Origin of the sequence: Thalassomonas actiniarum (assembly GCF_000948975.2) — a bacterium.
Taxonomy (GTDB): Bacteria; Pseudomonadota; Gammaproteobacteria; order Enterobacterales; family Alteromonadaceae; genus Thalassomonas; species Thalassomonas actiniarum.
In genome coordinates, this window is the sequence record NZ_CP059735.1 from 1,867,281 (window position 1) to 1,888,114 (window position 20,834).

The 20,834-nt window shown below is 51.0% G+C and carries 14 protein-coding genes; 7 read left to right on the top strand and 7 right to left on the bottom strand.

Annotated elements, in window-relative coordinates; genetic code table 11:
* Position 1 precedes the first annotated feature (1 nt).
* A complete protein-coding gene (locus SG35_RS08200) occupies positions 2 to 724 on the bottom strand; it encodes an ABC transporter ATP-binding protein (RefSeq protein WP_044830771.1) in 723 nt (240 codons plus the stop codon).
* A gap of 67 nt (positions 725 to 791) precedes the next feature.
* Positions 792 to 2,048 (bottom strand): efflux RND transporter periplasmic adaptor subunit, encoded by a 1,257-nt coding sequence (locus SG35_RS08205; protein ID WP_053042762.1) that lies wholly within the window; start codon positions 2,046 to 2,048, stop codon positions 792 to 794.
* A gap of 346 nt (positions 2,049 to 2,394) precedes the next feature.
* Here SG35_RS08205 and SG35_RS08210 point away from each other — a divergent pair, with 346 nt between their 5' ends.
* Positions 2,395 to 4,791 carry an ATP-binding protein gene (locus tag SG35_RS08210; RefSeq protein WP_053042763.1) on the top strand — a complete coding sequence of 799 codons (2,397 nt, stop codon included), beginning with the start codon at positions 2,395 to 2,397 and terminating at the stop codon, positions 4,789 to 4,791.
* 76 nt (positions 4,792 to 4,867) lie between these two features.
* Here the strand turns inward: SG35_RS08210 and SG35_RS08215 are convergent, their stop codons facing one another.
* The 5 genes from SG35_RS08215 to SG35_RS08235 all read right to left on the bottom strand — a co-directional run bounded on the left by SG35_RS08215 (position 4,868) and on the right by SG35_RS08235 (position 12,152).
* A complete protein-coding gene (locus tag SG35_RS08215; RefSeq protein ID WP_152646454.1) occupies positions 4,868 to 7,372 on the bottom strand; it encodes a DUF5666 domain-containing protein in 2,505 nt (834 codons plus the stop codon).
* A gap of 74 nt (positions 7,373 to 7,446) precedes the next feature.
* Complete coding sequence (locus tag SG35_RS08220; RefSeq protein ID WP_053042764.1) at positions 7,447 to 9,177, bottom strand: two-component system response regulator; 1,731 nt, start codon at positions 9,175 to 9,177, stop codon at positions 7,447 to 7,449.
* Positions 9,178 to 9,211: 34 nt separating this feature from the next.
* On the bottom strand, positions 9,212 to 9,637 hold the full coding sequence (locus SG35_RS08225; protein WP_044830774.1) for a response regulator: 426 nt from the start codon (positions 9,635 to 9,637) through the stop codon (positions 9,212 to 9,214).
* Entirely contained in the window at positions 9,618 to 11,129 is a 1,512-nt protein-coding gene (locus tag SG35_RS08230; protein WP_201777743.1) for a PAS domain-containing sensor histidine kinase, read from the bottom strand. The genes SG35_RS08225 and SG35_RS08230 overlap by 20 nt, the downstream gene beginning before the upstream one ends.
* 363 nt (positions 11,130 to 11,492) lie before the next feature.
* On the bottom strand, positions 11,493 to 12,152 hold the full coding sequence (locus SG35_RS08235) for a PEP-CTERM sorting domain-containing protein (RefSeq protein ID WP_044830775.1): 660 nt from the start codon (positions 12,150 to 12,152) through the stop codon (positions 11,493 to 11,495).
* Positions 12,153 to 12,797: 645 nt separating this feature from the next.
* Between SG35_RS08235 and ndhC the strand changes: the two genes are divergently transcribed.
* The 6 genes from ndhC to nuoG all read left to right on the top strand — a co-directional run bounded on the left by ndhC (position 12,798) and on the right by nuoG (position 20,812).
* Positions 12,798 to 13,229 carry an NADH-quinone oxidoreductase subunit A gene (gene ndhC / locus SG35_RS08240; RefSeq protein ID WP_044830776.1) on the top strand — a complete coding sequence of 144 codons (432 nt, stop codon included), beginning with the start codon at positions 12,798 to 12,800 and terminating at the stop codon, positions 13,227 to 13,229.
* Between the two features lie 41 nt (positions 13,230 to 13,270).
* Positions 13,271 to 13,870 carry a NuoB/complex I 20 kDa subunit family protein gene (locus SG35_RS08245; RefSeq protein ID WP_420794563.1) on the top strand — a complete coding sequence of 200 codons (600 nt, stop codon included), beginning with the start codon at positions 13,271 to 13,273 and terminating at the stop codon, positions 13,868 to 13,870.
* 80 nt (positions 13,871 to 13,950) lie between these two features.
* Positions 13,951 to 15,747 carry an NADH-quinone oxidoreductase subunit C/D gene (nuoC, locus tag SG35_RS08250; protein WP_274055384.1) on the top strand — a complete coding sequence of 599 codons (1,797 nt, stop codon included), beginning with the start codon at positions 13,951 to 13,953 and terminating at the stop codon, positions 15,745 to 15,747.
* A gap of 71 nt (positions 15,748 to 15,818) precedes the next feature.
* Positions 15,819 to 16,469 carry an NADH-quinone oxidoreductase subunit NuoE gene (nuoE, locus tag SG35_RS08255; protein ID WP_063888624.1) on the top strand — a complete coding sequence of 217 codons (651 nt, stop codon included), beginning with the start codon at positions 15,819 to 15,821 and terminating at the stop codon, positions 16,467 to 16,469.
* Positions 16,462 to 17,766, top strand: coding sequence for an NADH-quinone oxidoreductase subunit NuoF (gene nuoF, locus SG35_RS08260; protein ID WP_044830778.1), 1,305 nt, complete (start codon positions 16,462 to 16,464; stop codon positions 17,764 to 17,766). Before nuoE ends, nuoF begins: the two co-directional genes overlap by 8 nt.
* Before the next feature lies 1 nt (position 17,767).
* A complete protein-coding gene (gene nuoG / locus SG35_RS08265; protein ID WP_053042765.1) occupies positions 17,768 to 20,812 on the top strand; it encodes an NADH-quinone oxidoreductase subunit NuoG in 3,045 nt (1,014 codons plus the stop codon).
* The last annotated feature ends 22 nt before the right edge of the window (positions 20,813 to 20,834 follow it).

Here is a 20,834-nt window from a genome sequence, read left to right on the forward strand (position 1 = left end):
CTTAAGCGGCTGCGTTGCCGTTATCTGTGCCTTTTTCTGTACTGTGGTCGGCGATGATCTGCCCGTCTAACAATTCGACAGTACGTTTCGCCTGTTTGGCGGAGCGGGGGTCATGGGTGACCATACAGATGGTGGCGCCCTGGGCGTGTAACTTATCCAGCAGCTGCATTACCGCTTCGGCATTTTTTGAGTCCAGGTTACCTGTGGGCTCATCCGCCAATATGATGGAGGGATTGCCGGCGATGGCGCGGGCCACGGCAACACGCTGTTGCTGACCGCCGGATAATTGCGCCGGGAAGTGTTTGCCCCTGTGGGACATATCGACCTTGGCCAGGGCGTCTTTGACCATTTGCTGCCGCTGGCTTTTCGTTAAGTCTTTGCGATAGGTGAGCGGCAGTTCCACGTTTTCTTCGACATCGAGATCGCTGATCAGGTTAAAGGACTGGAAAATAAAACCGATCTCTTTGTTGCGGATACGGGCGCGCTCTTTTTTATCTATGTCTGAGACATCGTTTCCCGCCAGCTGATATTCACCGCCCGAGCTGGTATCGAGCAGGCCGAGCAGGGATAACAGGGTAGATTTGCCACAGCCGGAAGGACCGGAGATGGACACATATTCTCCTTTGTTTATCTTGAGGGAGATATTCATCAAGGCATGGGTTTCAACCTCGTCGGTATAGAAGACTTTTTTGACCTTGTCTAATGCAATTAAACATGTGCTCATAACGGGTTCCTTTTTTTGCTTATCTTATGCTGGTTTAGGGGGCTTTTTCTATGTCTGGTATCTGTTTTTAATTAATGCGCACTTTTTGATAACTCTCCCAGGTACTGGGATCTGAAATAATGATTTTCTCTCCCGGGGCCAGGCCCTCGAGGATTTGGATTTGATCCACTGAGCCTTTGCCCAGTTTTACCTTGACCCGGCTGGCAAAATTGCCGCTGTCGGTGACTTTATAAAAGCTGGCCGTGCTCTGGCTTTGGGCAAATAACGGCCTGCTGACATAAAGGGTATCGCTGATTTCGGCGATTTTAATTTCACCGTCTACGGTTAAGTCGGGGCGGGCATCGCCAGGCAGCTCGCCGCTGAAGCTGACATCGACCTGGACATTGCCGTTAACCACGGCGGGATCGACCCGGGTGACGACACCTGACGCTTTGTTATTGCGGGTGTCGATCACCACCTTTTGTCCGATCATTACATCGCGGATCTGTAATTCAGGCACCTGGAGTTCGGCGATCAGGGAATCCTGGCGGGCAAGTTTGGCAATATTGCCGCCCATGGTGATGCGCTGGCCGGCTTCAACCGGCACATCCTGCACCACAGAATTGATGCTGGCATAGACTTTCAGGCTGTTGACATCCTGGCGCACCCGCTCCAGGGTTTTACGCATCTTTTTCAAACGGGCATCACGGGCATTGTTTTGCACGCTAAGGTTTTCGGTCATTTTCGCCAGCCTTTGCTGCTGGATGTGCCAGCGCTGCTTGAACTGTTTGGTTTCCAGCCGGGTTCTTTGATAATCTATTTTCGAGACCGCGCCGGTTTTTTTCTGAAACAGCTCACTGTGGGCATCCTGCTCTAACTTGCTGCTTTCATAATCGAGGCGGGCATTTAATACACTGGTTTTTTGATCCAGCAGGGCAGACTCCTGTATTACCCGCTCGGCTTCGTTTTCCGCAGCAACGGCTTCAAGCTCCCATTGGGTTTCTTCCAGTAGCTGCACCAGTTTCGGGTTGCTTAACTCAACAATTAAATCGCCTTTGTTGACGATTTTTCCCGGTTTGGCCAGGATGCGCTCTACCCGGGCATCGACATTGGCGGATAACCACTGGATATTGTCGGGTACCAGCACGCCGCTGCCCCTGACGGAGACTGAAAATTTTCCCTGCTTGACCTGGCCAATCACCAGGGTCTCGCTGTCGATGGCAAAGTCAGCCTGAGCCAGGAAGTAGAGGTAATAGGCAGCACCGGCCAACAAGAAAACCAGGATTGACCAGGGCCAATAACGGCTTAGCGCAGACTTTTTTGCTTTTGCTCTGTTAATATCCAACTTGGTTACTCCGTGAAAATAAACTGGTTTCAATAGAGCAGGCTCTGTGCCAATTGGTTAATGTGTTGATATTTAAGGTTAAAACTTGTTTTTGTTGTTTTTTTGGTACAAGGTTAACTTTACTAAACCCATTTTTGGGATAAACAAAATCCCAAAAATGGGATTGGTGCAGGAAATTTGCCCGATAACCGGGGTATTGTCCTGATTGTTCTCTGCATTTTATTGATGGTGTGATCTATTGGGCAGACTTTTTTGCCTAAAGCACCCTAGTCAGAGTACACTGAGGTTATTATTCCCGATTCATCATAAAACGCTTGTTTTTTAAGCGTTAATAGCGAGACCCTGCATGACCCGAGCTGTTGAGCAATTGCGCCTGAAGCCTGCACAATTAACTGCCATTTTATCTGAACACTTATTCTCTATGCCCGCCGCCAGCAGCGAGGTGGAACAGGGCTTTGTCGGCCATGAACGCGCCAAGGAAGCACTGGACTTTGGTTTATCTATGGATGCCCTGGGCTTTAATGTTTTTGCCATGGGGGAGCCGGGCACGGGCCGGCAAACGCTAATCAAGCAGATGCTGACGGCCCTGGCCAGTGAGCGCCAGACCCCGGCGGAGTGGTGTTATATCAATAATTTTGATGAGGTGCATGCGCCGTTTAAACTCTATGTCAGCCCCGGAGACGGCAAGCTGCTGCTTAAACGCATGAATACCTTTATTGATGAATTGCTCGATCTGTTCCCGGAAGTATTCGACAACCCCGGCTACCAGAGACAAAAAGGTGCCATCGACCGCGAGTTTAACCAGAAATATGATGAAGCCATTGCCGTGGTGGAAGATACCGCGTTAAAACATAATGTGGTGTTGTTTGAAGAAAACGGCGAAATCGGCTTTTCCCAGATGGTGGACGGTAAACCGTTAAGCGATAAAGAGTTTGCCGAGCAGGATGAAGAAAAAAGAGCGGAGTTTTACCTGCTTTTGGCCAAGCTGGAAAACCTGCTGTCGGAGCAGTTGATTGAACTGCCGCTGTGGAAAAGAACCTCGTCGGATAAATTAAGAAAACTGAAATATGAAACCGCAGAGCAGGCGGTAAAACCCCTGTTAAAAGAGCTCGAGCATGAATTTGCCAGCAATCTCGGGGTATTAAAGTATCTATCCAAAGTGAAAAGCCATGTGGTGGATGCGGTGCTGGAAATCCTGGTGGATGAAGGGGCGGAAAGCCAGAATGACAAGGAAGCGCGTAAACTCGTGGTGGAGCAGTTCCTGCCGAACCTTTTGGTGCCGCGCGAAGCCGGGGAAGGGGCGCCTGTGGTTTATGAGCAAAACCCCACCTACCAGAACCTGTTTGGCCATATCGACTTTGCCAGTTTCCAGGGCAGTAACTATACCAGCTACCGTTTGATCCGCCCGGGGGCGCTGCATCAGGCCAACGGCGGTTATTTGCTGCTCGATGCGGAAAAGCTGCTGAGTCAGCCGCTGATCTGGTCAAGGTTAAAGCTGGCGTTAAAAACCCAGGAAATCAGCATTGAAAATCCTTATTCGGAATTCAGTCAGCCGGGCCTGTACAGCTTACAGCCGGAAAAAATTCCCCTGCAGGTGAAAGTGATCTTACTCGGCGATGCCGATATCTATTACACCCTGCAGGAATATGATCAGGAATTTACCGAGTTGTTCCGTGTGCTGGCGGACTTTGACCGTCACCTGGTGAACAACGACGACAACCTGGTGGCCTATGCCAATTTAATCCGCCAGCGGGCGCTGCAAAACAGCTACCCAGCGGTGACCGATGCCGCTATGGTGGAGCTGGTGCGTTATGGTTTAAGGCGGGCGGAGCATCAGCATAAAATTTCTGCCAATATCGTCCAAATCAATGATTTGCTTGATGAAGCCAATTACCTGTGGAATAAACATGACGGCAACGGGGACGGCGAGTTAACGGCCGAGTTTGTTGAAATGGCGCTGGCGGCGAAACAGCGCCGTACCGGGCGCATGAGTGAAACCTGGATGAGTGAGATTAAAGAGCGTCAGGTCTTGATCAGCACCGATGGCAAGCAGATAGGTAAGGTTAACGGTTTAACGGTACTGGAAATCGGCGACAGCGTGTTCGGCACTCCCGCGAGGATCACCGCTACCGTTTATGCCGGCAGCCAGGGGGTGACGGATATCGAGCGGGAAGTGGACTTGGGAAAACCTATCCATTCCAAGGGGGTCTTGCTGCTGACCGGTTATCTGGGACATAAATACGGCCAGGGATTCCCGGTATCGATTTCCGCCAATATTGCCATCGAACAGTCATACGGGCATATCGATGGCGACAGTGCGTCCATGGCCGAGCTATGCGCTTTGGTATCAGCCATCACCCATTTGCCGATAGATCAGGGCATTGCCATTACCGGCTCCATCAACCAGCATGGGGAAGTACAATCTATCGGTGGGGTAAATGAGAAAATCGAAGGTTTCTACCGTCTGTGTAAAGACAAAGGGCTGACCGGCAATCAGGGGGTGATAGTGCCCATGACCAATATTGTTAACCTGATGTTGGCCTCAGATGTGATAGAGGCGGTGGAGCAGGGTAAGTTCTCCATCTGGGCGGTGGAAGATATTAACCAGGCACTGGAGATCTTGATGGATACTCCTGCCGGGGAAATGAGTAAAACCGGCCGTTATCCGAGAAAGTCCATTCACGGCATGGTGCTGGATAAGCTGTCGGCTTTTGCCGATATCCTGGACGGCGGTGATGAGTAACGGCTGATAATTTGGCAAACTTGTTATCTGTTATCACAAGATGCGCCGGTAGCCAGCCGGCGCATCTTGGCGAAGGTTAATCTTCAAAGGTGATTTTGCTGGCAACCAGGGTATTGCTGCTATCTAAGGTGCCTTTGATCTCAAGCTCAACTCCCAGCGCCAAATCGTCCTCATCGCCTTTCTTATAACGGGTAAACTCATTGGTGGTGACGGCCTGTCCGTTTACGGTAAATTCCGAACTTGAGACGAAGCTGTCTATGCTGCCTTCAAGTTTGACTTTTTCTGCGCCTTCAAACTTGATTTTCACGGCAACCAGCAGGTCATTCTCTAAGCTTCCTTCAACTTCAACCACCAGGTTATCCGCCAGTAAGCTGGCGTCGCCATCCTGGTATTGGGTCGCGCTGTTGGTGGTGACGGCCTGCTCGCCCACCATAAATTCGGTTGCTGAGACAAAGTTACTGATAGTGCCTGTGATCTCGGTTTCCTGCTCATCTTCAAATTCGATTTTGCCGGCGAGCACTGTGCCGTTTTCCTGCAACAGGCCTTCAATTTCAACCTCAACCCCCTGGGCTAAATCTTCGCTGCTGCCTCCCTGGTATGTGGTGCTCTCATCTGTGGTAATGCTAATTTCATTAATACTGAACTCAGTCGCCGAGACAAAGTCGGAAATAGTGCCTTCAACTTCCACCTCATTGTCTTGAGCTTCATCCGAATCAAAGTCAATCCGGGTGGCGAGAATCGTACCTGACTCCCCCTGAATGCCTTTGACTTCTACCATGACCTCCAGTGCCAGATCCGACTCACTGCCTTCCCGGTACACGGTGGCCTGATCTGTGGTGATGTTATGGCCGTTTACCGTGAATTCGCTGGCAGAGGTAAAGCTGTCGATTAAACCTTTGAGTTCGACCTGATCCTCATCATCTTCTTCAAACTCTACTTTGACCGCCAGCAACTCGCCGCTTTCCTGCATCTGTCCCCTGGCTTTAATCAGATCATCTAAGGTTAATAAGGCAAAAAACTCTTCCTGGCTGAGATCTTCATCGTCGCTGCTTTCAAATTCGGTGATCTCACTGGTTTGCACTGTGACCCCTTCAAGCACAAAGCTGGTGTCCGAAATGCTGCTTACCTGGCCTTCGAGTTTGGCCAGGGAAGCGTCGCTGTCATGGCGCGTCAGCAAGCGGATGACAAAACCTGTCTCCTGCTCAAAGGCCTTGATTTCAACATTATCGCCAACATTAAGCTCTGACAGGCCAAAGCGTTTGATTTTGGCGTCAGACTTGTCTTTCATATGGGTATGTTTGTCTGTGGTAAAGGTGAGGTTTAGTACCGTCAGGCTGTTGGCATCCGCATCTACGGCTTCGACCTGGCCCGAAACCTTGATGATGCCGGGTTTGTCCAGGCGGATTTTACGGGCGACCAGGATATTGTTTTCATCCAGAGTGCCGAATACCTTTACCCTGACATTGAGCGCCAGCAGGCTTTCATCGCCGTGTTCGTATTCGGTGCTCTCTGTCGTAGTCACCGCCTGGCTGTTGACGGTAAACTCCTGCGAAGATACAAAGCTGTTGATGATACCGTCGAGGTTGATGGACTGGCCTGACTCAAATTCATCCTCTTGCTCTACCTCGACGGTGCGTGCGATCAGTTCACTGTTAACCGGGGCGGTATCGGCGCTGACCTTAACTTCAGCCCCCTCGCTAAGCACTCCCGAGACTTCGGCCCCGGCATAGTCCACCAGCATGTTTTCCAGATTAAAGGTCCCGGCGTTGCTGTCTAAGTTGCTGACGGTTCCCCTGAGAATAATTGTTAGCTCGGTGGTGGTTAATTTTTCCACCCGGGTGGCCAGCAAGAGGCTGTCGCCGTTGAGTATGGCGCTGATTTCCAGCCAGTCACCCACCTGGATTTCGTTAAATTCGACCCCTTCGAACTCGGTCAGTTCGTCGGTTAAAAACTCCAGCCCCAGCAGGGTAAAGCCGGCATCGGCCAGGTTGATTTCGGTTACCGGGCCGCGGGCGGTCGCGGAGTAAGTGATGCTGTCTGCCCGGGCTATTTCGCCATCGTCGCTGACCAGGCCTTCAACGGTGACTTGCATGCCAAGCGACAGATCGTCATCGCTGCCGCTTGCGGTGTCATCTGTGGTCACAAGGGCATTGTCGCTATCATAGGTGATGCCGTTGACGATAACGCTGCCAAAGGCGGAAATCACCCCGCGGCTTTGGCTTTGGGCGCCATAGGAAAGGGTGATCTCTGTAGTGGTATTGCTGCTGACGTTTGTGTTTAAGCTGCTGTCAAAACCGCTATAGCTGATGTTGTCAATCTCTACATCGTTGACGGTCAAGCTATAGCTACCGGGGGAGAGCTGAGACAGCAGGGCTGATTCGGTCAGGCTCTGGCTGAAATTACCCGGCCCGGTGACAGAGACAGAGGCGGCTTGATTATCCGGCAGGCCGTTAATGGTGACATTCATTGCTCCGGGTGTTGCGGGATCTTCTGTGCCAGAGTCGTTGTCTGAGCCGCCGCAGGCGCTTATCAGTAGCGATAGAAATGCCGCCAGGCAATATTTGAGTACTAGCTGTTTCATCAGAAACTCTATTTTTCAGTTTAATCTAGGGTCTAAGTCTAGGTTGAAAATCTGACCTGGGAAAAAGGGTAAAATCATTGGGCGGGGTTGTTCCTGCTTTTTATATCCGGCATATGATTTTGTGCTATCCATAGAGGGGCATCCTTTGCCGGCATGGGATAGGCAATACCGAACCCTTGTCCGAAAGGACAACCGAGATCGATGAGTTTGCTTATGTGCTCGGGGGTTTCGACTCCTTCGGCGATGATCTGATGGCCAAAGGTTTTACACAGGCTGATGACTCCCCGGACAATGGAGTAGTCTTCGGCATTTTCGAGCATATTGATCACAAAGCTTTTATCAATTTTCAGGACATCTATAGGTAAACGGCGCAGGCAGGTGAGGGAGGAATAGCCGGTACCGAAATCATCCAGTGCTATGCTGACCCCCAAGGCCCTGCATTCATCAATGATGGCATGCACAGCGTTGATGTCTTCGGCCTCCACGGTTTCTAAAATTTCCAGTTCCAGTGCCGTTGCCGGTACCTGCGGTACAGTATCGAGCAGTGCGCTGAGCCGTGTCGCGAAATCACTGCGCTGCAGGTGTTTTGCTGAAATATTGACACTGACTTTTAATGACAAGCCTTGCTGATACCAAACCTGCAGCTGTTGCAATACTTCACCAAGCACCCATTCGCCGATTTGTACCCCTAACTTATCGTGTTCGCCGGTAAATAAAAACTCACCCGGGCCGATTAAGCCTTTTACCGGGTGCTGCCAGCGCAGCAAGGCTTCGAGGCCGATTAATTGTGAACTTTTTAAGTCGATTTTAGGTTGATAATAGAGTTGGAATTCATCATTTTTCAGGCCGGCGAGTATGCCCTGAAAAGAATTTTGCCTGTCTTGCTGGCGTTTTTCTGCTTCGGGGTCAAAAAATTTCAGGTGATCACGGCCGGTATTTTTTACCCGGTACATGGTCTGGTCGGCCTGGCGCAATACGGTATCGGCATCCAGGTTTTCATCGCGGATCATGGTGACCCCTATGCTGGCGGTTACGCGTATCTCTATCTCGTCGGGCAAGAAAATGGGTTGGATTAATGCTTTACGGATACGTTGCAGCAGCTTTTCGCATTCATCAATATTCAGCAAATCATTAAGCAGCAAGACAAATTCATCTCCTCCAAGGCGTGCTACCGTGTCGCTGGCACGTGCACCATGCTGTAATCTCTGGCCCACTTCGACCAGTACCTGGTCCCCGGCGGCATGTCCCCAGGTATCGTTAACCGGTTTAAAGTTATCCAGATCGATAAAGGCCAGGGCCGCCAGACTGCTATGCCGCCTAGTGCGTTTAATTGCTTGCTGCAAGCGGTCGGTGAGCAGGGTACGGGTGGCGAGATGGGTTAAGGTGTCATAGTGGGCAAGTTCATGTATCTGGCGCTGGACATCAATGCGGTGGACAGCCCCCATCAGTGAGCGGATGAGCTGCTTTTCATCGACCTTGTATTTGACCAGGTAATCACACACCCCTTCGCGCATGGCTGCAGCGGCGATATTTTCATCTCCCAATCCGGTGACCAGGATGACAGCACACGGCGTATCGATGCGGGCCCGGATCTCTTGTAACAGGTCGAGTCCCGAACTTTCCCCCAGGTGATAATCGAGGAAAATGCAGTCCCATGTCTGTTTGGCTAATATGCTTAATGCCTGGGGGGCAGAAGTCGCCTCTTCAATTTGGATGTGATCCAGGCTGTTGTTGAGCATGCGATGTAAACGTTCGCGATCAACATCATCGTCGTCAACTATCAGGACATGTAAAGTTTTTTCCACCGCCTCTCTCCCTGGTGTGGCCAAATGGTTTGCGCTATTGTGGCAGCTTTATGGCTTCACAGTAGCTTTCCATCAGGGCGGTAAGTTTGCTGAACATAGGGCCAATAGCCGATTTGACCATGTACCCGGCGACGTTTTCGTTATAGGCGCGTATCAGATCTTTTTCATCGGAAGAGGTGGTGAGGATAAAGACCACGGTGTCTTTTAAATCCTCATCGCCGCGCAGAATTTCTAAAAACTCAAAGCCGTTGAGATGCGGCATATTCAAATCGAGCAGTACCAGCAGGGGCCTTTCAATAGTGCGCTCGTGGCTGCCCCTAAGAATATTCAGGGCAATATCACCATCTTCGGCAAGTATGATGGGGAATTGCAGGTCGGCTTTGTTAAAACTGCGGATGACGGCCTCTGCAGCGACATCGTCGTCTTCCACCAGCAGTATGTTAAGGGGGGATGCTGCCATTGATGTCTCTCCGGATAAAGCGTGGCCACCATAGATGAAAGGTTGAACCGCGTTGTTCTTGATTGGTGGTTACTGTGATTTTGCCGCCATGGGTTTCGACCAGACGCCGGGTAACAGCAAGGCCAATACCTGAGCCCCGTTTATCTGTGCGGCTCAAGGTTTGAAAAAGTTTGAATATACGCTCGTGTGCCTGCTCGGCAATACCGGGTCCGTCATCGGTCACGGAAATATGGCACAGGCTGTTTTCGCTGCAGCTGCGGATGACGATATGGCCACTGCTCTGGTCATGATGTTGTACCGCATTGGCGATCAGGTTGCGTAATGCCGTTTCCAGGGGCACTTTAGCGGTATGGATTGAGGTTAAATCCAGCTGGCGTTCAAGGGTAAAACCCTCGGGGAGCGGCTGTAACTCTTCGATATTATCAAGCACCTCATCGAGCTCAACCTGGCTGATTTCATTCTGGCTGCGACCGGCACGCGCATATTTTAGCAGGTTATCGATCAGTTTTTCCATGCGATGAACACGCACTGTCATGCGCTCGATATTATTGAGCAGTGAGGGGGCCGGATCTTCCCCGAGATCTTCGCGCACCCATTCCAACAGGTCTGAGATCCCTCGCAGGGGAGAGCGCAGATCATGGGAAGCAACATAGGTAAACTCTTCCAGATCGGAATTGATCTGGCGCAGGTCCAGTTCCATTTTTTTGCGTGCGGTGATTTCACTCAGTGCCACCAGCACCATATTCTGTCCATTCCAGATAAAGGGGCTCAGGCCTATTTCCACCGGAAATTCGGTGCCGTCCTTATGCAGCCCGGTCAGATCCCGTCCCGGTCCCATGACGCGCATAACAGGCTGCTGCGCGTATTTTGCCCGTAAGTTTCCATGTTCTTTACGGTAGCGCTCCGGAAGAAGTTTTTCCATCGGGACCGATAGCAGGTCTTGCTCACAGTAGCCGAAAATAGAACAAATTAACGGGTTGGCTAACTCGATCATACCTTGCGGGTTGATGAGCATCAGGCCATAGGGGGCACTGACGACTATCTGGCGAAACATTTGCTCCGCCTGCAGCCGCGAGGTGATATCGATCAGGGTAGCCAGTACCAGCGGGCCCTGATCACAAACCAGAGGATTCAGTCCTATTTCTATCGGGATTTCAGAGCCATCTTTGCAGCGGGCATATAAAGAACGGCCATTACCCATGCTGCGTTTGAGCGGGGTTTTAAAAAATGCCGCTGTTAAAGTGCTGTGACCACGGCGAAAGCGTTCAGGCAAAAGCATTTCCAGGTTTTGGTTAAGTAGCTCAGAGGCATTGTATTTCAGGGTTTTTTGCAGCTCCCGGTTGCTTGATTGTATCAGGCCGTTAGCATCTACCAGCAGGGCACCAGCGGGTACGGCCTCGACAATATAATGCAGGACATCCGGGGTTACCCGGAGGATGTCGGGTTCGTTAAGGGATGTTTTCGGGTTGCTGGGGAATTGCAAATCACTCACTCTCTATCCTCCTTGACAGATGTTGTGAACCGGTTGGCTGTGGGTATATATTCAGCACGTGTCCGTATGGCAATACCCTAGTAAAACACTCAGGTATAACCATGTATAGCACTCCCCCGGATTGCCGTCAAATAAGGCGGTGCCTGCTTTTTTGCTTTCACTTTTAAGTTGTTGTTTTTTTGAGAGTATTGGTTTTTTCCTGAGCATGCCTAAATATCCAGGGTCATTGAATGCTGTGAAAGTCATGCTCTTGACAGCCAGGGGACGGTTGCCCCGGGAAATAAGGAAGTGGCAGGCAGCCATATGCAGATGAACGGTTTTCAGGGCTGATGCCGATTTAGCTCAACCCTAATCCCTAAAAGTTTAACCCGTTCGTTTGAGTCTGCTTGCTCCGAGGCTGAAGATGGCCAAAGCAAACAGTATCAGTGGCGCAGGCTCAGGGACCGATGTCGGATTATCAAGCTGGCTCATGACAAATGAACCGTAATATTGATTTGAGTTATTCTTTACCAGCTCTTCTATTTCGATGCGGTTAAAAGCCAAACCTGAGCTTAGTCCCATAAAACTTAACCCGCTGGTATGGTTAAAGGACAAAGTATCTATGGCGGTGTTATTGTTAAAAAGTCTGATTTCAAAATCGGCTGCCGTGCCGTACATGTCAAAGCCAAATGCTGTTATCGCCCGGGTAAAGCCGAAAGTGAAGCTGTCATCGGAGCCATAATTCGACCAACTGATGCCAAGTTCAAATCCGGGTAAATGACTGCTCCAGTTTTTTGAGCTCCAGCGAATATTGGCGTCGGGATCTAAAATCATATTGCCGACAGTTTCGCTGTGGCCGGTGGCAAGGGCGTAGCTGTCGACTAATCCTTCGCCAATAGCCCCTCCTGTCGGGTTTACCAGCTGATAGTTATCGATAAAATTGTCACGGTCCAGGTTTATCAATGCCGCGTTTGCAAGCTGGGGTAAAAAGCTGTTTAAAATGATTAATCCTGCCAGAGAAGCTTTTAGTAGATCAAATTTCATAATATTCCTTATGTGCCACTTCTTGAAAATAATGGTGGGCTGTAAATAAAGTTAATAGGCTTTAAGTTTATTAAGCTCTTGAATTAGCTATCAATTAATGTGCCATGATATTTTGCTTAATATTTTCAAAGGGATAAATCGCGCCATTTGCATCAATGGCAAAGGAGTTAAAAAATTGACACTTTTATTGCTCCGCTGATTACTGGTGATCACCTGCTTCAAACACGGGTTATCTAATTTGGGTTAACTTAGTTTTATCGGGAGTCTTTATTGTTGTTTTTACTTAGTTTCAAGCCAGCTCGCTGTGTTTTCTAGCCAGAATAAAATTTAAAGATGATGAATTTAAAGAAAAATTTTTCTTTTTCAAATTCTTTACTATGCTTAGGTCAAGATAATAAAAATACAGTCAATTGCGCGTAATTCAAAAAGTGTCGATTAGTTGTTATTACCCCTGAGGCCTTAGCGCCTGCCGTCAGATAAAGCCGTTTAATCAAAGCCGCCGTCGACTCCGCCCATGAAGTGTATTTTTTCCGTATAAATAAAAGAACAAAGACAACAAGAAAAATATGGGTAAAAAATTAATCCAGCAATCTAGTGCAAAACAATACTAATAAAAGAGCTAAAGGATTTAGCTTAGGGGGTTAAGTGCAGAGTGCAAATCAACTGGCGGAGCTATGGCCGATTGCCGCCTATTTTATCATTTTATGTGTCATGTTAGTCGCCATGATGCTGCTGAGCGTGGTGTTGGGGCCAAAAACACAGACGCGGGCCAAGAATATTCCTTATGAGTCGGGTGTCATCGCTGCCGGTGATGATAAGACCCGGTTTAGCAACCATTTTTTCCTTTATGCCATCTTTTTCGTAATTTTTGATCTGGAGACAATTTTCCTGTTTGCCTGGGTGATCGCCTTTGAAGAAGTCGGTTGGGCGGGCTTTATTGAAGCCAGTGTCTTTATTGTAATTTTGCTTGCTGCCCTGGTGTATCTATGGCGCATTGGCGCATTGGAGCTTAAGCAAAGACATCAGCCGTTTCGGGTACAAAAACTTAAGCAAATGCAAAGCAGTGTGAGGAAATAGTGATGGAGTGGTCATTAACGAAAGCTAAGCTGGATGAATTTATGGGTCAGTCAAAAGCGTTGCAGGAAGAGGAGCTGAACCGTAATGTGTTTATGGCAAGACTCGATGACATGATCAATTGGGGCCGTAAAAACTCTATCTGGCCGTTTAACTTCGGGCTAAGTTGCTGTTACGTGGAAATGGCCACCAGTTTTACCTCCCGCCATGACATTGCCCGCTTCGGCGCCGAAGTGATCCGGGCGACACCGCGCCAGGCGGATTTGATGGTGATTTCCGGCACCTGCTTTCGCAAGATGGCGCCGGTGATCCAGCATTTATACGAGCAGCTGCTTGAACCCCGCTGGATTATCTCCATGGGCTCCTGCGCCAATTCCGGCGGCATGTACGATATCTATAGCGTGGTGCAGGGGGTAGACAAGTTTATTCCAGTGGATGTTTATGTGCCCGGTTGCCCCCCCCGGCCGGAAGCCCTGCTTGAAGGCTTGCTGCTGCTGCAAAATAATATCCAGCACCAGCCGCGGCCGCTCAGCTGGGTGGTGGGGGAGCAGGGAGTTAGCCAAATCGCCAAACCTTCGCTGCGCGATATCAAGCATGAGCACAGGATCCAGGTCACGAACCTTGACTCGCCGGACAATTGTTGAGGGGAAGTGATGAAGCGCATTAATGACTTTTTATTCTGTTTATTAGCTGGCTGTTTACCAGGGAAGCGCAAGGGGGATGTATGGCAAAAATAGATATGGCACAAAGTAGCGACTGGTCGATGTCTGCTCCTGTGCCTGTAATTGATGAAATTCTCACCCTGTCCCCTTCGTTAAAGCTGTTGCCTGTGACCGCCGCTGAAAACATTGTCGATGATATCAGCTCATTTTGGGTGGACAGGAAACAACTGAGCACCCTGATGCAGGTACTGAGGTTTGATTTGCCCCAGCCCTTTGATATGTGCTTTGACTTAACCGCCATCGATGAAAGCGAGCGCCGTTTTAAAGCGGGCCATGTCGGGGACTTTACCGTCAGTTATCACTTACGCTCGTATGAGCGTAACCTGGATGTGCGCATCAAGGTCTCGCTCTGTGCAAGCGATAAGAATATCGCCAGTGTCTGCCGGTACTGGCCCAATGCCAACTGGTATGAGCGGGAAGTGTGGGACATGTTCGGTATTGTCTTTGAAGGGCACCCCCATTTGAGCCGCATCCTGATGCCGGATACCTGGCAGGGGCACCCGCTTTTGAAAACCCACCCCGCCCGCGCCACCGAGATGGACTCATTTACCCTGCCGCCTTACCAGCAGGATATCGAGCAGCAGGCGCTGCAATTTAATCCCGAAGCCTGGGGCATGAAGCGCAGGGATAAAGACAATGACTTTATGTTTTTAAACCTCGGCCCCAACCACCCCAGCGTGCACGGTGCATTTCGTATTGTGCTGCAGATGGACGGTGAAGAAATTGTCGATTGCGTGCCGGATATCGGTTATCACCACCGCGGCGCGGAAAAAATGGGCGAGCGCCAGTCCTGGCACAGTTATATTCCCTATACCGACCGCATCGATTATCTCGGCGGGGTGATGAATAACTTCCCCTATGTGATGGCGGTGGAAAAGCTGGCGGGCATCCAGGTGCCGGATCGCGCTAAGGTCATCCGTATCATGACCGCGGAAATGTTCCGTATCTTAAGCCATTTGCTGTTCTACGGCACTTTTGTCCAGGATGTCGGCGCCTTGTCGCCGATTTTCTATATGTTTGTCGACCGGGAAAAACTCTTTGGCATTGTCGAAGCCTTTACCGGGGCACGCATGCATCCGAGCTGGTTCCGCATCGGCGGCGTTGCCCATGACCTGCCCAAAGGCTGGGACACCCTGGTGCGCGATTATGTTAACTATCTGCCCAAGCGTTTGGATCAGTACGAAAAAATGGTGATGCAAAACTCCCTGCTGAAACGGCGCAGCGTCGATGTCGGCGCCTATTCCACCGAGGAAGCTATCGAATGGGGTATCACAGGACCTGGGCTGAGGGCCACAGGGTTTTCCTGGGATATGCGTAAGCAGCGTCCCTACGGCGGTTATGATCAGTTTGATTTTGAGGTGCCGCTGGGGCACAAGGGAGATTGTTACGATCGCTGCCGGGTGCGGGTGGAAGAAATGCGGCAAAGTATCCGCATTATCGAGCAATGCCTGAACAATATGCCCGAAGGGCCTTATAAGGCGGAACATCCGCAAACCACACCGCCGGATAAGTCCCGCACCATGACGGATATCGATACCTTGATCCCGCATTTTGTCAATGTTTCCTGGGGGCCGGTGATCCCTGCCGGTGAAGTGTCCACCTTTGTCGAAGCGACCAAGGGTATTATGGGTTACCACCTGATCAGTGACGGTAATACTATGAGCTACCGTACCCGGATCCGCACCCCCAGCTTCCCGCATTTACAAATGTTGCCTGTGATCAGCCAGGGACAGATGGTGGCGGATCTTATTGCTACCCTGGGCAGTATCGATTACGTGATGGCGGATGTGGACAGATGAGTTTTTTTTCTTATACCAACAGTGGTCACTCAAGTAAGCGCAATAGCACAAGGCAAGGTCAAAGGTGATTTATGCAGATTATTAACACTATTACTCCTGACTACCGCAGCTATCTGAGTAAAGAGGAAATTGCCGCCATAGAGCATGAAGCCAGCATTATGGAAACCCGTGAAGCGGCGGGTATCGAAGCGTTGAAAGTGGTGCAAAAACACCGGGGCTGGATTTCCGATGACAGCTTATATGCCATCGCCCAGATGTTAAATATGTCAGCGGCGGAACTGGATGGCGTGGCAACTTTTTATAACCTGATTTACCGCCAGAAGGTAGGCCGTTACGTCATCCATATTTGCAACAGCATCAGTTGTCATCTCAGTGGCTACCAGCAGGTATTGCAGGCAATTAAAGCACACCTGGGTATAGATTACGGACAAACCACAGCCGACGGTATGTTTACCCTGCTGTCCAATGCCTGCCTCGGCGGTTGCGACAAAGCGCCGGTGATGATGATAGGGGAGCGGCACTATGAATACCTGACCCCGGAAAAAGTGGTGGAAATATTAGAAAAAATTGCCGCCGGGGCCAGTACGGAAAATTACTTGTCCTCTTTTTTAAATGAAGAGGATGCAGCAGTCGGCCGGGAAAACAATCCCCGTCCCCGGGATTATCTCGATGATGACGATGTCGCCGGTGAAATCAGTGAAATGGAGTTAAGTGATGATTAAAGCCCCTGATAAGCCGTTAACTTCTCTGGTTAATTTGGAGCAACCCTTATCAATCGAAGGTTATATAGAGGCTGGCGGCTATCAGGGGGCGGAAAAAGCCCTGCATCACCTTAGCCGGGCCGAGGTTCTGACCCTGGTGGAAGACTCCACCCTCAAAGGCCGGGGTGGCGCCGGTTTTCCCACCGGCATGAAGTGGAAATGCGTGCCTATGTATGAGCCGGGAGATATCAATGCCCCCGAGTGTAAATACCTGGTATGCAATGCCGATGAAATGGAGCCGGGGACCTTTAAAGACAGGGTGTTACTTGAAGGTGTGCCGCACCAGCTTATTGAAGCCATGATCATTGCCGCCTATACCATAGGGGCGGAAAAAGCCTATATTTTTCTGCGCGGTGAATATCACCTGGCGGCCCGCCGCTTGCAGCAGGCGATAGACGAAGCCTATCGCAACAACTGGCTCGGTGAAAAAATCCAGGGCACGGATGTGCATTTAGACCTCTACCTGCACAGCAGCGCCGGGCGTTATATCTGCGGTGAAGAAACCGCGCTGATCAATGCCCTCGAAGGCAAGCGCGCCAATCCCAGGGCCAAGCCGCCGTTTCCACAATTTAGCGGTTTATTCGGTAAACCCACGGTGGTTAATAATGTCGAGACCTTGAGCAACTTGCCCCATATCCTCAAACACGGCGCCGACTGGTTTAAGGGCCTGTCTCCCGACAGCGATGCCGGTACGAAAATTTATGCCGCCTGCGGCCGGGTGAAAACCCCGGGCACCTGGGAGTTGCCTATGGGAGCGACGATACGTGAACTGTTATATGACCACGGCGGCGGTATGCTCGACGGCCTGAAACTTAAAGGCCTGCTGCCCGGCGGTGCTTCCACCGATTTTCTTTTGCCGGAGCACCTGGATACGCCGATGGATTTTAATTCCATTGCCAAGGCGGGCAGCCGCTTAGGCACAGGCGGGCTGATCGTACTGGATGATCATAATTGCCCCGTGTCTATGGTGCTTAACCTGCTGCAATTTTTTGCCCAGGAGTCCTGCGGCTGGTGTACCCCGTGCCGCGACGGCACCCCCTGGGCGGTGGAAGTATTAAGCCGCATAGAGCAGGGGCAGGGCAACAAGGAAGATCTCGATACCCTGGCAAAACTCTGTGATTTTATGTGGCTGGGGAAAACCCATTGCGCCCTGGCCCCGGGAGCGGTTGAACCGCTAAAAAGTGCTTTGAAATATTTTCATGATGATTTTGAGCAGCATATCGACCAGGGCTGCTGTCCTTATCACGGAGGACACTAAGATGGCAGACATAGATCCAAAAAAACCTGCTGAACAAAATGACCGGGAAACCAGTGAAAACCAGCTGACGGTTTATATTGACGACCAGCCTTACCAGGTGGATAAAAACGATAACCTGCTCGCCGGTGTTTTGGCCAATCAGCTGAATTTACCTTATTTTTGCTGGCACCCGTCTATGGGCTCGGTGGGCGCCTGCCGCCAGTGCGCCGTGACCCAATACCAGGATGAAAACGACAGCCGCGGCCGGATAGTCATGGCCTGTATGACCCCGGTCAGCGACGGTATGCGTATCGGTCTTAAGGAGCAACATGCCAGTGAATTTCGCGAACAGGTGATCGCCGCCATGATGATCAATCATCCCCATGACTGCCCGGTGTGCGCCGAAGGCGGCGAATGTCATTTGCAGGATATGACGGTGATGACAGGCCACAGCGCCCGCCACTACAGCGGCAAAAAACGCACTTTCACCAATCAGTATCTCGGCGAACTGGTGGGGCATGAAATGAACCGTTGTATCACCTGCTACCGCTGTGTCCGTTTTTATAAGGATTATGCCGGCGGTAAAGACTTTGATGTCTTTGGCTCGAAAAACCAGGTGTATTTCGGCCGCCAGACGGACGGGGTATTAGAAAGTGAATTTAGCGGCAACCTGGTGGAAGTCTGTCCCACCGGGGTGTTTACCAATAAGTTATTTTCCGCCCATTTTGCCCGCAAGTGGGACCTGCAAAGTGCCCCTTCCGTGTGTAGCCATTGCGCTGTTGGTTGCAATACCAGTATCGGCGAGCGCTACGGCGCGGTCCGTCGGGTGGTGAATCGCTATAACGAGCAGCTTAACGGCTATTTTTTATGTGATCGCGGCCGTTTCGGCATTGGTTTTGTTAACGGCGAGCAGCGCATCAGGAAGGTTTCGGGCATCAGGCAGCAGTCGGCGGAAAAACTGACCAAGCTCGATGTCGCCAAGGCGCTGGTGCATTTTAAAGGGCAGAAGTTTATCGGCATCGGCTCGGGCAGGGCTTCGCTCGAAGCAAATGCCTATTTGAAAAAACTGGTGGCAAGCGATGCTTTCTGCGCCGGACTGACCGGCAGGCAAATGGCGCTGGCGGCGCAGCATAAGCTAGCGCTGCACCGCTACCCGGCACCAGGTATCCCGGAAATCGAACAAAGCGATCTGGTGTTGATTATCGGTGAAGATATCACCCAGACCTCGCCGCGTATCGCGTTGGCGGTGCGCCAGGCATTGAGAAATGCCGGCCTGGCAAAAGCGGCGACCATAGGCATAGCTTCCTGGCACGACAGTGCCGTACGCACCGTGGGGGGCAAGCTGCTTTCGCCGTTATTCTCACTGCAGGGGATGCCGACTAAGCTTGATGATGTCTGCCAGCAAAAACTTTTACTCTCCCCCCGGGAAACAGAGCAGACCCTGGTGATGCTTAACCAGCAGCTGCGCCTGTTACTGGGCATCATAAGTGCCCAGGACAAAGTCTCCGCGAAAAATGAAATCTCCGCGGAGAGACAAGCCTTTATCAGCGAGCTGCTCCCGGCGCTGTTGAGTGCTAAAAATCCTTTAATTATCTCAGGCTGGAGTCATGAATCCGCTGCCGTTTTTGCTGCCATTAATGACCTGATGGAGATTTTGCACAGCGATGCCTGTATGGAGCATCAAGCGGGCGCGGGGCAGCAAGAAAAGCAGGATGAAGAGCGGCGGGGGGCAAAGCTGGCCCTGCTGCCACCCCAGAGCAACAGTACCGGCTTATTGTATTTAAGCGATGCACAGACCCTGTCTCTTGAGCAGGTATTATCCCGGCTTACCAAGGAGCAGCAAGCCGGGGATAAGGTTGACGGGGTGATTATTTTAGAAAACGAACTGGCTGCCTTGTCCGGGCAGCAGGCGGCCTTGCTTAGGGAGCAGGCAGAAACCCTGATTGTCGTCGATCACAGCCAAACGGCTTTCACTGAAATGGCCGATATCCTGATGCCGGCTGCACCGGTCAGTGAAGGGGACGGGCATTTTGTCAATTACCAGGGGCTTTGCCAGCGTTATTACCAGGTGCATGCCCCGGTATTGCCTGTGCTGGATAGCTGGCGCTGGCTCAACCTGATTGAAAGCAGCATCTTTAACGCCGGTGCTTATGGCGGGCAGAAACAGCAGCAATTTAAAGAGGTGCATTCGCTAACCGAACTTAATTTATATCTGAGTGAGCAGGCAGTGGAATGGCCGTTGGATAGCGCAGAGCAGCACAGGGAAAAGCAAGTTGCCCGGCAAAGCCACAGGGCCAGCGGCAGAACCGCGCAGATGGCCAATATCAGCGTGCATGAAACCAAAACGACCCAAAGTCCGGCAAGCGAATTTGGTTTTTCCATGGAAGGGCTGGCATCCGATGCTTCACCGGACCGGCCTTTTAGCTGGGCCCCTGGCTGGAATTCGAATCAGTCGGTGAATATGCTGCCGGGGCAGGGGACTGATACTTCGCCCAAACTTGATTTTGCAAAACCGGGTATCCTGCTTGAAAGCTGGCCGCCTGTGACAGAGGTTGAAAGTGAAACAGCCTTGAGCCAGGAAAAAGCCTTGAGCAAGCAAGAGCAGGACAAGCACAGTTTGACCTTTATCGACCATAGGCAGTGGTTTCAAAATGAATGGCAGTCAAGTGTTAACCCCGAATTTCGCCTGCTCTGTCCCGGCAACCAGCTAATTGTGGCAAGCGGTTATGCCCAAAAGCAAAACTGGCAACCGGGAGATTATGTCGCTTTTAGTTTTAGCTTGCCCGGTGAAGAGATCGCACAGCAGGGGATAGCCCGGCTGTTATGTCATGATGAGCTGCCAGCGCACCTGGTGGCGGGGAATATCCTGGCGCCGGGACGTAGCACCGGAGAGGGAAGCATCAGGCTTTCACCGGCACAAGCAAGTGATATCACTTTATATCAACAGGCAGAGCAGGACAGGTTGGCACAGGCTAAAGCCGATAAAACTGCCCTGCTGGAGCGGTTAAAAATGGCGGATCAAACGATTCCTATCCGCATGGTTGCCGGAGGACTGGAAGATGTTTGATGGCCAGTTGCTACTCGTAAGC

Coding starts and splice junctions, on each gene's coding strand:
- nuoG (WP_053042765.1), top strand. CDS start 17,768: ATGGCAGACATAGATCCAAAAAAACCTGCTGAACAAAATGACCGGGAA.
- nuoC (WP_274055384.1), top strand. CDS start 13,951: ATGGCAAAAATAGATATGGCACAAAGTAGCGACTGGTCGATGTCTGCT.
- SG35_RS08235 (WP_044830775.1), bottom strand. CDS start 12,152: ATGAAATTTGATCTACTAAAAGCTTCTCTGGCAGGATTAATCATTTTA.
- nuoE (WP_063888624.1), top strand. CDS start 15,819: ATGCAGATTATTAACACTATTACTCCTGACTACCGCAGCTATCTGAGT.
- SG35_RS08215 (WP_152646454.1), bottom strand. CDS start 7,372: ATGAAACAGCTAGTACTCAAATATTGCCTGGCGGCATTTCTATCGCTA.
- SG35_RS08245 (WP_420794563.1), top strand. CDS start 13,271: ATGGGTCAGTCAAAAGCGTTGCAGGAAGAGGAGCTGAACCGTAATGTG.
- SG35_RS08210 (WP_053042763.1), top strand. CDS start 2,395: ATGACCCGAGCTGTTGAGCAATTGCGCCTGAAGCCTGCACAATTAACT.
- SG35_RS08225 (WP_044830774.1), bottom strand. CDS start 9,637: ATGGCAGCATCCCCCCTTAACATACTGCTGGTGGAAGACGACGATGTC.
- SG35_RS08200 (WP_044830771.1), bottom strand. CDS start 724: ATGAGCACATGTTTAATTGCATTAGACAAGGTCAAAAAAGTCTTCTAT.
- nuoF (WP_044830778.1), top strand. CDS start 16,462: ATGATTAAAGCCCCTGATAAGCCGTTAACTTCTCTGGTTAATTTGGAG.